Genomic DNA, 13019 nt, shown 5'->3' on the forward strand with positions numbered 1-13019 from the left:
AGGTGGGGCGAGCGGCCGACCGGTTCACCGCGGTCCTCGGCGCCTCCCGCCGGACGTCGGCCGGGCGGAGGGCCCCGTTGCGCTCGGCGGGTCCCCCCGCTGTTTGTCAGGCGGAAGTCTCGGCGGTGGCGGTCAGGACCGCACGGCCCAGGATGTGGCCGGCCATGGTGAAGCCGAGGGCGGCCGGGGTGGCGTCGGCGGGGACGCCGATGGTCTCGACGTCGAGGGCGTGCACCACCGTGAAGTAGCGGTGCGGGCCGTGTCCGGCCGGCGGGGCGGCGCCGATGAAGCGGGCCGCGCGGGCGTCGTTGGGCAGCTGGAAGGCGGTCTCGGGCAGACCCGAGCCGGTGTCGTCGCCGGCGCCTTCGGGCAGTTCGGTGACGGTGGCGGGGATGTCGGCGACCGCCCAGTGCCAGAACCCGGAGCCGGTGGGGGCGTCGGGGTCGTAGACCGTGACGGCATAGCTCCTGGTGCCTTCCGGGGCGCCGCTCCAGGACAGCTGCGGGGAGGCGTCCTTCCCGCCGGGAACACCGGAGAGGCCGGAGTACTGCTCGATCGGCCAGGCGGCGCCGTCGCTGACGGTGGTGCTGGCGACGGTGAAGGAGGCCGCCTCGGGGAGGCGGGCGAAGGGGTCGTTGGCGTTCATGGCGTCGTTCCTTTCATGCCGTGCTGCGGGGTGGCGGTGATGCGGCCGAGGAGGCTCCGTCCGGGCGGACCCCGCCGGTGCGGCTCACTCGCCGAGATCGACGATAACACTAGTAATCGATTATCTATCTGATCGTCTACTATGCAGGTATGCCCCAGACGACCCACACCTCGCCCTCGGCGGGGAAGCAGATGCTCTCCGAGCAGATCCACACACACCTGCGGGACGCGATCATGCGCGGGGACCACGCCCCTGGTGACGCCCTCAAACCCCAGGACCTCGCCAAGGAACAGGGAGTGAGCCTGGCCGTCGTGCGCGAGGCACTCGTGCGGCTGGTCGGCGAGGGCCTCGCCGACCGGCTGCCCAACCGAGGCTTCGCCGTCCCGGCCTTCTCCGACCGCCGCTGGCAGGAGATCGCGGAGGCTCGCCGGACCATCGAACCGGCCATGCTGCGCATGGCCGTCGAACGCGGCGACGTCGACTGGGAAGCCCGCGTACGAGCCGCCCACCACCGTCTGACGCGCACCCCCGCGTACACACCCCAGGAGGGCGAGCACTACAGCAACGCATGGGCCGAAGCCCACCGCCTCTTCCACCGCACCCTGCTGGAGGGCTGCGGCAACCCCGTCCTGCTGGAGACCTTCGACCGGCTGTGGACCGCGAGCGAGTTGGCCCGCCGCTGGTCGGCGCACCGCCACCCCGACCGGGACGGTGCCGCCGAGCACCGCCGGCTGGAAGAGGCCGCACTCGCCCGTGACGCCGGCACCGCAGCCGAGGTCCTGACCCAGCACCTCACCCAGACCGCGGCCGGACTGACCCCCTGCACCCACCACGAACCCACGGACGACGCCTGATGCGCCTCGCCCACCCGGCACGACCCCACCCGGCACGACCCCACCCGATCACCGACACCGGAGCCACCGCATGACGTCCTTCCAGGCGAGCACGGGCCGCCACTGCCACAACGCCGTCAGCCCTCTGCACTCAGCCGTGTACTTCACGCCGGAACGGCAGGACGAACTCGCGGCACTCGGACTGGAGCGAGGCGCCATGTCCTACTACGCGGGCCGCGCTGCCCCGCTCGGCGCGGTCGGCGCGGGCACCGTCACGGCGACGTTCTACAACTTCAACCACGAGCATGTGAAGCGCTACATCCCCGCCGCGTGGACGGTCACCACACCGGAGGCGGTGCTCGCGGCGCTACTGCGCGGCGCGGACAGGATGCTGCGGCGACAACTCGGACAGGACGCCCTCGCGTCCAAGGAGATGGCCGAGGCGGCCTCGCTGGCGCTGCACGCCACCGAGGCGTGCCACCGCGAGGCGCGCCCGCTGTACGCCGCGCACGCCGGCCTCCCGGTGCCCGAGGAACCGCACCTGGCCCTGTGGCATGCCGCGACACTGCTGCGCGAGCACCGGGGCGACGGTCACCTCGCCGCCCTGGCGATGGCCGGCCTGTCCGGCATCGAGGCACTGGTCCTGCACAACGCCACCGGCACAGCACCGACATCGGCACTGTTCATGCGCACCCGCGGATGGTCCGCGCAGCAGTGGGCCGCCGCCCGGGAGCGGTTGCGCGAGCGCGGCCTGCTGGACGAGGCAGGGGACCTCACGGAGTCGGGTACGGCCCTGCGCGGTGAGGCCGAGGTGCTCACCGACCGCCTCGACGCCGCCCCGTACGACCACCTCGGCCCGGCCAACACCGCACGCCTCACCGAACTGGCCGGCGCCTTCTCCGGAACCCTCAGAGCGGCGGGCGCCTTCCCCGCGGTGTACTTCGGCAAGGGCTGAGCGCCCGGTTCGGAAGGCATGCACACGTAAGCGCCGGCCAGCCGATGTCGTCCACGACCGGGCCACCGCCGACCCGCGCGCCGCCGTGCTCCTGCGGGATCGCCCGCGAGGAGGCCCAGCGCTGCCTCCCGGGACGCGCCTGGCTGACCCGCCACCCGCAGGAACGGTCCGGCTCATGGCTGGGAGCGATGCGTGACATTGGCTGCTGCCGGTCCGGCGGCGGTGTGGTGCTTGTGGAACGGTGTCGGGCCCTGCCGTCGGCCGGAGGGAGCCGGCGCCTTCGCTCCCGCGGGTATTCCGGTCCCGGTGGTCCGGGGCTCCGGCTCCCAGCCGTACGTACGTGACGCAGTGGCGCATCGACCTGGCGTCCGTCCGGCTCCGCGATACCGATGAAGCGGTCGAGTCGCTCTCCGGCGCGGTCGGATACGGCTCACCGCACGCTTTCAGCCGCGCCTTCAGACGTGCCCGGGGCGCGGCACCCGGCCAGTACCGGTCCCGACTTCGCAAGTGATCCGGCCCCGGGACCGGTGTGCTCGCATGGTGCGCGCACCGCGCAGGCCCTGGCCGCCCAGCCGCCCCCCCCCGCATCCGGGCCGCGCCCCTGGTCTGGGCGGTCTGGGCGGTCTGGGCGGTCCGCGCGGGAGTTCGGCGCGGGGCGGGGAACCCCTCGAAAAGCTGACCGCGCACCTGCTTGCCGTACGGGGCGCCGGGCTGTCACAGCGGGATCTGGTAGCGGTTGAGCAGACAGCGGCAGGTGTCGGCGATCTGCTGGTCGGTCAGTGCCGCGTCGCAGAGGACCGCCGCGGCCACCAGGCCCTGCAGCCCATGGCCGTGGTCCGGGCGGTAGCCGAAGACCGGCCCGGACCAGCCCACCGTGCGGACCCGGTCGTCCCTGCGCAGCTCGTAGGGGTACCCGTTGGTGTACGTCTGGAGCCTGCGGGCCGCGCCCGCCGTGCAGCGCACGGCGTACACCGCCCACTGGTTGTCCGACTCGGCGCTGCGGGACATCAGCAGGTGGTCCAGCTGCCACCCCTGCCCGTTGCTGCGCAGCGAGCCCGGGCGTCCGGGGGCGGAGTCGAAGGTGGGCAGGCGCTTGGCCACGAAGAACCAGGTCGCGGCGCCACTGGAACCCTGGAGGGCCGGGAAGGCGTAGTGGCCGCCGGTGAAGCGCAGGGCCGCCAGGCCGTTCACGGCGTCGGTCTGGAGCACGGCGGGACTGCCCACCGGCACGCCGTGGCGGTGGGCGGGGCTCAGGTCGGTGAGCTCGGTGACGGCGCTCCCGTCGCGCAGCGGGATGCCGTCGCTGTCGCGCAGGGCGTCGGCGCGGTAGTAGCCGATCAGACCGGGCAGGCTCGGCAGCGGATCGTGGGGCGGGGGAGCGAGCGGCGGCACCGACACCGGGGGCGGCACCGCACCGATGCCGATCCTGGCGGAGGCACCGGGGGTGGCCGTGTTGACGGCCAGGGCCATGCCCGCAGGCGGGAGGCCTTCGTACAGGCCCTGCCAGAGCGGGCCGTCCACCGCGATCAGGGCCGGCATCCGCGGATCGGCGTGGTGGTTGAACGACCGCTCGACCTTGCACCAGCCGACGCCTTTGTGCGTGTCCGCGAGCGCTCCGCGCTCGCTGCCGACGAGCCGGATCGCGACCGTGTGTTCACCTCCGGCGCTTCCGACGCAGTCGCGCACGACCAGCTGGGTCGGGCCTCCGACGTCGTCCGCGAGGCTCGCCCAGATGTAGCTGTCGCGCGGCAGGTCCGCGTGGAAGCCCTCGAAGTCGATCATCCAGTTGTCGAGCACCGCCTCGGTCTGGAACAGCTTCACCACCGATTCGCACACGTTGGAGTCGGTGCAGGGGACATCGCGGTAGGCCACCCGGGACCTCAGCGCCTTGAACGCGGAGCGGCCGTAGTGGGCGAGGGCCAGATCGGTGGCCGTGGTGTACTGCCCGAAGCTGTAGATCGCGCAGTCGGTCTGGTGCTCGAAGCTGCAGGAACGCAGCGACACCGGGTAGTTCACTCCGAAGTGGTGCGAGCTCAGGCCCTGGGCCCCGAACTCCACGACCACGTCGTCCATCGAGAAGTTGTAGACGAGCCCGAGGCCGATGGCCTGCCCGTAGTGGGTCGCCTTGGGCGCGAAGGAGAAGCCCCTGACGTTGAGCTTCTCGCAGCCGTTGCCCTCGACGTACTCGCGCAGGTCGTCCGGTACGAAGAAGCCGCGTCCGAACACCCCCACGTCGCCCTCCCACAGCATCTGCAGATCGGGCACGCCCGAGGCGCTCTTGTGCACCGGATCCCTCATCGTCAGGGCACCGAAGACCCGGCTCTCGACGGTGAGGCAGCGCAGGTCGTCGACCTTGCCGCGCGCGTCCTGCTGCTCCTGGCCCTCTTCCAGGACCTTGTAGCGCAGGACGTCGGAGAAGCGCAGCGCGCCGAAGGTGAGGTCGACGGGACTGTTCTCGCTGCCGGGCAGGCCCGCCCGGCCCGACGAGTTCTGCCCGATCGCGGCCAGCCGGAACGGGGCGTACCAGTTGGGGGTGAAGGCCAGATCCCGGCCGGGCTCCCGCGGGTCCCAGCCGTCGTTGACCAACGAGAGGTCGGGCTGGACCTGGACGCGCTGGGTCGCCTGCCGCCTGTTCGTCCACGCGGTCACGGTGCGGGCGTCCAGGTCGAGTTGGAAGGAGCAGCGCAGCACGGGCTGCGCCGGATCGAAGGGGATGCGGATCTCGCGGTGCAGGCCGTCGCCCGTGCGGAAGACGAAGACGACCGCCGGCGGGTTCTCGTGCGCGTTGACGTACGCGTAGAACGGGGACGGCCGGTTGAAGGCGTCCTTCATGCCGAACAGCGGCTGCACCGACCAGGGCATGACGTCGTTGCGGACCACGAAGTCGACGGTGAACTGGCGCACCGCCGACCAGTAGGCGCCGTCCGTCGGGCCGAACTGGAAGGGCGAGCAGGGCAGGGTCACCGTGGCCTCGCTCGTCGGCCCGCCGGCGACCGGGGAGGGCACGCGGGTGCGGCAGCCCCAGCGCTGGTCGGTCACCGAGGCGTCGAGCATGCCGCGCAGATCGGCCCAGTGGCCGTCGCTGAGCGGCTGCCCATGAGTGACGCGGCGCAGCCCGAAGGTCAGCGGGGGCGTGGCCCCGATGGCCCGCAGCGCGCTGGTGCGCCTGCCCTCGCCGACGATGCGGACCCGGTTGCGGTCCACCAGCACCGAGCGCAGGAACTCATAGGGCTGGGGGCCGGCGGGGACGAACACGACTCCGCCGGTGTCCTTGTCCAGGGCGTCCACGGCGTTTTGGAACGCGTCCGAACAGGTCGAGCGGCCCTCGGGGCCGGGGATGGCGTGGAAGTCACGGACATTGACGAATACGGGGGCCGAAGGCGCCATGACCCGAGCATATGCACGCCCGGTGCGAGGGCAGAAGGCGTCAACTCCTCTTCATATAAGGCGACTTACTCGCTCGTCGTCCCTTACTCCTGCGCGGCGCGGGGGCCCGTCGCAGGTCGCGACAGCTTCGCGGGGCTGCGTACGAAGCGCAGCCCCGCTGACGCGTCCAGCGCTCCTCGCCGTGCGCCCGCGCGGCCCCCAGGGCCACAAGGCCTGCGCACGACCCGCCAGGACCGGCAGCCCGGCCGGCCCCGTGCTGCCCATGTACGAAGTGCGCTCGTAACCGAAAGACGCGCCCCCGGGCGGGGTGTACCACTGCTGGGCCTGAATCCTCTCCACCAGGAGTGTGGGCTTCCGTGTCCATCCGGTCCGGGACCTTTGGGCAGGGGCCTGACCGGGCCACAGGCCCGTATCGCGCGGGAGATCTGGCAGGTTCACACGTACACGCCGCTCGCTGGTCACCTTGCGTGTTCGCATTGCCGATCATGGAAATTCTGTTCCTGATATCGCCGCGCTGCCGCCAACGCGCAGTTCAGGGCACACATGTGAACCGCCGTCGGCAAAGCTGGGTGCATCAGCGCGTCCGGCAGTGGCTTTGCGGGCGGTGGTTGTGCCGTTTCTGAAATGTGCCAGGCTCGAAAGCCGAACGACTTCCCTGGCCAGGCGAGAGCCGCCCCCCCCGTACGCGGTTTCCGCACGGACCGGCCGGGAGGCCCGCTCCGGGGGCGAAAGGGGTTCTTCCCCGTGCACCATTCTGTGAGCCATCCCAACGATCCGCCGGAAACGGACTCCGGGCCGGCGCCGGAAGAAGCATCGCGCGCCGATCCGACACGCCGCGTGTCCGAGTTCGCCTCACCCGCAACACGCTTCCTCTCGCCTCAGCCGCTGCCCGATACCACCGGCCACCCGGCGGCCGGCCGTACGGCTGCCGGGCACGACGAGCCGCTGTCCCTGCCGACTGGAGATGATTACTGATGTTCCGTCTGGGCCTGCTCAACGCCATCACTGCCGGCACACAGCAGTATGCGGTCGTCGACGACTGGGGACGCTGCTCGTACCAGGACCTGGACCGGTGGTCCGCCCACCTGGCCGCGGACATCGGCGCTCAGGGCGCCGGCGACGAGCCGGACTGCGTCGCCGTGCTCGCGCCCAACGGCGCGAGCTGGATCGCCGCGTACCTGGCAGCGTTCAAGGCCGGGGCCACGGTATCCCCGCTGAACATGCTGCTCACCCCCGACGAGATCTCCCGCGCCCTGCGCCTCACCCGCCCGCGCCACCTGTTCGCCGTCGCCGAACGGGCCGAGGAGATGCGGGAGTTGTGTGCCGCGCAGGGGCTGTGCACCGAGGTCCACGTCATGGAACTCGCGCTTCCCCCGAAGTACGCACTGTTGCCGGAAGCCGATTCCGGCGGGGCCGAACCGACGCCGACCGGGGCCGAATCGACGCCGACCGGGGCGGGACCGGAGCAGCCGTGCCTGGTCATGCTGACCTCCGGCAGCACCGGCACCGCCAAAGGCGTCGTCCAGACCGAGGAGTCCCTGCACCTGGCGACGGAACTCTGGCGCGGCCTGCACCGGGAAGCGGACGACAGGGTCGCGGTGACCTCCCCGCTGGCCCACACCTACGGGCATCTCGCCGCCATGAGCACCCTGCTGTCCGGTGGGTGCCTGGTGCTGACCGGATCCAACGATCCGGTCCGCTGGACGCAGTTGATGCAGGAGTACCGGGTCACGGTCATCGAGGGGGTGCCCGCGCTGTACGACTCCCTGTTGCGCGTCCTGGAGGCGGGCCCCGTCGAACTTCCCCACGTGCGACGCTGCCTGACGGCAGGTCGGGCGGCCAGTGAGGCGGGCAGGGAGGACTGGAGCCGCCACACGGGTCTGGACCTGATCCAGAGCTGGGGCATGACCGAGCTCTCCGGACCCGGCCTCTGCGCTCCCGCCGACGGATCCATGCCCGGCTCGGCCGGCACGCCCGTGCCCGGCATCGAGCTCCGCCTCACCGACCCCGCCGCCGAAGGCGAGGAAGCGGCGGCGGGCACTCCGGGAGAGATCTGGGTACGCGGCCCGCAGGTCACCGCCGGATACCGGGTCAGCGCCTGGGACACCCAGCGGGCCACCGACTCCGACGGGTGGCTGCACACCGGCGACCTGGCACTGCGCGACGAGCGGGGCGCCGTCCGGATCGTCGGACGCAGCAAGGACACCATCGTCAGCGCCGGTTGCCACATCAATCCGACCGAGGTGGAGAACGCCCTGCGCTGTCACGCCTCGGTCCAGGACGCCGCCGTGCTCGGCCGCGCCGATCCGCACCGGGGCGAGATCCCGCACGCCCTCGTCGTCCCGGCCGACGGCGAACAGCCCGAGACCGACGCCCTCGTCGAGCACTGCAACGGCATGCTCGCCCGCTGCGAGGTCCCGCGGACCGTCGACGTCGTCACGAACCTGCCGACCTCGCCGACGGGCAAGATCGACCGCCGGGCCCTGCGTGAGCAGTACGCCGACACGACGGCCCCCGGCGAAGAGTGTGAGTGAAACCGATGGCCGCACAGCACGAGCATGCCGTGAGCACCGGACCCGTCGGCCTGCTCACCGGCACCACCGGCACCACCGGCACCACCGGCGGCCTGGGCTCGGCCGTGGCCGCCCGGCTCGCGGGCCAGGGCTGCCGCGCACGGCACGGAGCGCTCGCGCCGAGAGCGCCCTGGACGCCCTGGCGAGGAACCTGCGGAGGGCGGCGTCCGGTGGGAGAGGGGCCGTGTTCCGCAGTCGTACGGTGCCCTCGTCGCTGCCACCCGCCATGTGCTTCCCAAGCCTTCGGGTTCACCGATTCCACGAATGACCGCTGCCGACAGGCGCGATACGCCGCGTGGGCACTCTGATGCACCGCATGTGAACGGCATGCATTCAACACTTTCACCGATTGGACGCCCATAAAGTGCACGTCGGCAAGACGCTCGGGGAATTTTCGTGCACTCTTGATAAATTGAAGGAGGGATGTGAGATGCGTGCTGATCGCGGATTCAATCAGGCCATTTTCCCTCGGCGCTCCCTGGCATGCGCTCTGGGATAGCAATGGATTAAGCAATTCTGCAGGTCCCTCTGCCGTTCGAACTGGGAAAGTTCCTCGGTGCGCATCCGGACAACATCGGTGATCTCTGAGAGGTGGCTGCCCGTGCCGCGCTGAGATGTAGGTTCCTGCGCCTGTATATTCCCGGGAGGGATGAAGATGAACGACCCCATGATCGAGAAGATTGTCGAGAAAATCGAGACGGAAATGTCCATCATCCAGCCGGCGGCCAACCCCACTCTGAAGGCGCGGATTGCCGGACTTCGCATCGCGCGCGGAATCGTCCGGGACGTCAGTGGCTGGGTTGATCCAGCGGCCTCTTCGAAGGAATCGTAAAATATTTGCGTACGGCTGAGGGGCGAATCGATGAGTGGGCGCCGGACGGCCTTGAGCAGCTGGGCGGGCCGGGGCACGCAAGAGCCGTCGAACAGGTGATCAGTGACTAGCCAGGAGTTGAAATGATGAAGGGCCTAAAGCAGCCGGTGGCGCGTCCTCTGCCCTGTCACGTCTGGACTCAGACCGTGTCTCTGAGCGATCTTGACTGGCATGGAAATGTGAACAACGTGCGGATGATCTCCTGGGTCCAGGATTCCTGGAATGACATGGTGTCGCCCGGACGCGGACAACCGCCCTCTTTCGCGGTGGTCGAACACGAGGCGCGTTATCTGGAGCCGCTGCTGTACCAGCCGGCGGTGGAGATTCAGACAGTGGTCACCACGTTGCGCAGGTCGACCGTCATCGGCACGGCACGCATCCTTGACGATGCCCGCGTCTTTGCCGAGGTCACCACTCGGTGGGTCGCCATCGACGTCGAACGACGCAGTGCCCGTCCGGTCACGGACGCAGAGCGTGCGAACCTCGCGAAGTACTACGTCGCGTCCGACCCCTCCTCGGCCATCGCTTGATCGTGCTGGCCCTCCGCAGCATCATCACCGAGCTGGCCACGCTGCACCCGCGAACAACCGGCGTGCGGGAACTGCGCACTTGCAGCGGAACACGGTGGCGACCCCGGCATCGACCCCGGCAGCGTGTGACCGACACTCCGTCCATCAGGAGCGTCTTCTTGGTGCAGAGGTGTCCAACGTGCGGTCAGCGCCACGAGGTTGAAGACTCTCCACTGATCTCGGTCTGGCACGGGGGTTTCATGCGGAGGCTTCTTGTACGTGCCGTGGCAGTCGCCCACCGTCCGGCCGTCGCCGCCACCGAGCAGCACGAAGGCGGCCCCTCCGTCCCCCGCTCAGAGGGTGGAGGAGCCGCCTTCGTCCGTCACGTCGGCGGAACGTCCGGTGCGGGTGCGGGTGCGGCGTCCGGCTTCTCCGAAGTCCGCGCGGCCAAGGAGACCGGGGCCGGTGGAGAGGGCCGGAGGCGACCCGCCCCGTGACTCAGCCCCGGTAGAAGACGAACATGCTGCCCGGGCTCCGGGGATCGCGTTCGCAGTGGACGATCGTGACGTGGTGACCCGCTCCCATGTCCATCTCCCGCTGGGTCTCCTTGGTGAAGCAGTCCGTCGCGGCGTCGCCCTGCGTTTCAACGAAGGGGAGGTCGGCGGCCTGGGCGGCTCCGACGGCCAGGCCGGAGAGGACCAGGGCGCCGGTGGCGGCGACTGCTGCGCGCTGGAACTTGCGCATGTTTTCTCTCCTTTACGTGTCTACGTTCATTGGTGCGTGTGCGCCTCTGCGACCCACGGGCCCGCTGCTCGCGGAGTGCGGCCGGCCCGAGCCGTGTCCGGCCGTGGCAAAGCGCCGCGTCACGCTTCGAGTTCTTCGCGGGCACTGAGCAGTCGATCACACGAACGGTGGGACCCCAAGTGCTCGCGGTCCCTGTTGCGGGGGCTACAACAGACCACCCGGAGTCGATGCCCCGCGTGCGGGCCCGTGGCCGAAGCGGAATCCGCTCTGGGCTGTTCCAGGAGTTCAGATGCCGATCTGCGCCTCGGTCACCTGGACTCCCCCGGGGGGGCGTGCTGAGTTCGGGACGTGTCCGGAACCTCCACCGCGGACGGTATCGGGCGTGCAGGGCCGGGGCGCCGGCTTGGCCCTCCAGGCTTGTGCCTTGGCAGACCTGTCGCATCGGCGAAGACCCACTACGCCGAGCCGGGCCCGTCGGACATGGCGGCGCAGGCCCGGCTGAGAGCTGGCGCGGAGCTGCGCATCGGCCGGTGACCGGTCGGTGTGGACCCGGCCTACCGGTGCGCGGCTTGGCGAGAGGCGATCGGGTTCGTGCGAGCGACCGCGCGGCCCACCGTGTTGCGCATCGCGAGGCCGGGCCGGGTGCGGGGCACCATGAGCCGGGAGAGCAGACCGACGCGTCGCTGCCGCGGGCCTACCTCACGGCGGAGCCGCGACTCGTAGGCGGCGAAGGCGCGGGCGTGATCACCGGGGTGGGCGGCGAGCTCTTCTGCGAGGGCGTGCGCGCCCGCCATCGCCATGCTGGACCCGTCACCCAGCAGGGCCGTCGCGGCCGCCGCGTCCCCGAGCAGTACGACCCGTCCGCGGGACCACGAGGGCACCCGGAGGGTGGTCAGGGGGTCGAAGAACGGTGCCGGGTGGTCGAGGAAGGCCGTCACGAGTTCTGGTGCCCGCCACCGCACGTCGGCGTAGGCGTCGGCCACGGTCTGCTTGTGCAGGGCGATGTTCTTGCGGTCGTGGGGCGCCAGTTGTGCGGCCCGGAAGGTGAAGACCGCGAGCGGGGTGGTCCGCGAGGGGTGGACGACCAGCATCCGGTTCGGCACGGTCAGCATCGTCATCTCGCTCGGATCCTCGACGGCATCGGGTTCCAGCGGCACGGTCGCGCCGTACAGGCCCAGCTCGCTCGCGAACTGCCGCTCGGGTCCGAACACCAGGCGCCGTACGGCGGAGTGCATCCCGTCGGCACCGACCACCAAGTCGAAGCGCCGTGGCGCGGACCGCCGGAAGGTGACGTCGACCCCGCCTCCGTCCTGCTCAAGAGCAGTGACCGTGTCGTCGAACACGAACTCGGCCTCGGTCTGTGCCGACCGGTGGAGCACCTCGGACAGGTCGGCTCGGGTCACCTCGACCGTCGGTGCCTCGTCCGAGGTGAGCGGGATCTGCAGGATGCGCCTGCCGTCGGGGTCGAGCAGGGTCAGTGACCGATTGCGGGTCGCGAGCTCGCGGAGCTGGGGGAGGATGCCCATGCGCTGGGCGACCGGGACGGCAGGCCCCTTCACGACGATCGCGCTGCCACCGGAGCGCAGCTGCCGGGCATGTTCGACGACCGTCGGCCGGTAGCCGTTCCGGGAGAGCCAGTACGCGAGTGCGGGCCCTGCGATCCCGGCGCCGACTATCAGCACCTCGGGCTTCTTCATGACGATGACCTCTCGGAGTGTCGATGCCCAGGTCCCCGGCGAGTGCCGGGCCGGGCCGCAGGGCGTGGCAGCGCGGTGCAGCGCGGCCGCCGGATCAAGGTACGAAAGATTTCGTACCTGAGGAGAGCACACTCTTCAGGTACGATTCAAGTCGTACTTGAAGGGGGTGCCGCGTGGCCGGGAAGAACCTGGTCGGCCCGGAGGCCGATGCGCTCGATCTGGGTGCGGTCTTCCGCGCCCTCGCCGACGGACACCGGCGTTCGGTGATGGCGCAGTTGGCCGCCGACCGCAGCGACAACGAGCGGGGCTGCAACTCGTTCGATCTTCCGGTCTCGAAGCAGACCCAGACCCACCACTTCCGCGTCCTGCGCGAGGCAGGCCTCATCGACGAGATCGACTACGGCAACCGCAAGGGCATCCGCCTGCGACGCGCGGACATCGAGAAGAGATTCCCCGGGCTGCTCGCGCTCCTGGGAGCAGAGCCCCAGGGCGATACCGCTCCTCGCTGAGCACGGGCGAGCACAAGTGTTGGCCCTATGGCCCCTCGGCTCCGGGACTGCGTGCTTGATCCGTCTTCGCACGGACAGCGCCTGTGGCGGCGAGAGCCGTCAGCCTTGTCACCGCTGCCCGTGACCGGGGCCTGCTGTCGTTCGTCCGGAGGCGGCTGGGCGAGGGTGACGTCGTCCCGCGCGTCGCCACTGCCGCGGAAGTGCTGTGCCGCACCGGCCTGGGCCGGAACTGGCCGAGCGAGGCGCTCCGTGACCGCCCCCGACGGCTCATGCACGCCGGACATGTGAACGGCGC

Annotated in this window: 10 protein-coding genes and 1 pseudogene; 7 read left to right on the forward strand and 4 right to left on the reverse strand. The window is 70.6% G+C overall.

All coding sequences use genetic code 11. The annotated features are described in order from the left end of the window. Positions 1–106: 106 nt before the first annotated feature. On the reverse strand, positions 107–646 hold the full coding sequence (locus ACZ592_RS37990; RefSeq protein WP_471586321.1) for a YbhB/YbcL family Raf kinase inhibitor-like protein: 540 nt from the start codon (positions 644–646) through the stop codon (positions 107–109). A gap of 149 nt (positions 647–795) precedes the next feature. Between ACZ592_RS37990 and ACZ592_RS37995 the strand changes: the two genes are divergently transcribed. From ACZ592_RS37995 to ACZ592_RS38005, 3 genes and pseudogenes are all read left to right on the forward strand, one after another. Next, on the forward strand, positions 796–1500 hold the full coding sequence (locus ACZ592_RS37995) for a GntR family transcriptional regulator (RefSeq protein ID WP_471586322.1): 705 nt from the start codon (positions 796–798) through the stop codon (positions 1498–1500). Positions 1501–1570: 70 nt separating this feature from the next. Continuing rightward, positions 1571–2434, forward strand: coding sequence for an SCO6745 family protein (locus ACZ592_RS38000; RefSeq protein WP_471586323.1), 864 nt, complete (start codon positions 1571–1573; stop codon positions 2432–2434). A 134-nt stretch (positions 2435–2568) separates the two neighbouring features. Next, a pseudogene (locus tag ACZ592_RS38005) lies at positions 2569–2945 on the forward strand (helix-turn-helix domain-containing protein); the annotation flags it as partial. Between the two features lie 203 nt (positions 2946–3148). Here the strand turns inward: ACZ592_RS38005 and ACZ592_RS38010 are convergent. After that, entirely contained in the window at positions 3149–5821 is a 2673-nt protein-coding gene (locus ACZ592_RS38010) for a hypothetical protein (RefSeq protein WP_471586324.1), read from the reverse strand. A gap of 974 nt (positions 5822–6795) precedes the next feature. Here ACZ592_RS38010 and ACZ592_RS38015 point away from each other — a divergent pair. The 3 genes from ACZ592_RS38015 to ACZ592_RS38025 all read left to right on the forward strand — a co-directional run bounded on the left by ACZ592_RS38015 (position 6796) and on the right by ACZ592_RS38025 (position 9795). Next, entirely contained in the window at positions 6796–8355 is a 1560-nt protein-coding gene (locus ACZ592_RS38015) for a class I adenylate-forming enzyme family protein (protein ID WP_471586325.1), read from the forward strand. Positions 8356–9061: 706 nt separating this feature from the next. Then, a complete protein-coding gene (locus tag ACZ592_RS38020) occupies positions 9062–9226 on the forward strand; it encodes a hypothetical protein (protein ID WP_471586326.1) in 165 nt (54 codons plus the stop codon). Between the two features lie 185 nt (positions 9227–9411). Further along, positions 9412–9795, forward strand: a complete 384-nt coding sequence (locus tag ACZ592_RS38025; protein WP_471586327.1) for an acyl-CoA thioesterase — start codon at positions 9412–9414, stop codon at positions 9793–9795. A 477-nt stretch (positions 9796–10272) separates the two neighbouring features. Here ACZ592_RS38025 and ACZ592_RS38030 read toward each other — a convergent pair whose 3' ends face one another. Together ACZ592_RS38030 and ACZ592_RS38035 are read right to left on the reverse strand one after the other, a co-directional pair. Then, positions 10273–10518, reverse strand: a complete 246-nt coding sequence (locus ACZ592_RS38030; protein WP_471586328.1) for a hypothetical protein — start codon at positions 10516–10518, stop codon at positions 10273–10275. Between the two features lie 554 nt (positions 10519–11072). Further along, positions 11073–12215, reverse strand: a complete 1143-nt coding sequence (locus tag ACZ592_RS38035) for an FAD-dependent monooxygenase (protein ID WP_471586329.1) — start codon at positions 12213–12215, stop codon at positions 11073–11075. A gap of 173 nt (positions 12216–12388) precedes the next feature. Between ACZ592_RS38035 and ACZ592_RS38040 the strand changes: the two genes are divergently transcribed. Continuing rightward, complete coding sequence (locus ACZ592_RS38040) at positions 12389–12724, forward strand: ArsR/SmtB family transcription factor (RefSeq protein WP_471586330.1); 336 nt, start codon at positions 12389–12391, stop codon at positions 12722–12724. Positions 12725–13019 lie beyond the last annotated feature (295 nt).

It is taken from the genome of Streptomyces sp. NPDC040622, from assembly GCF_055593965.1.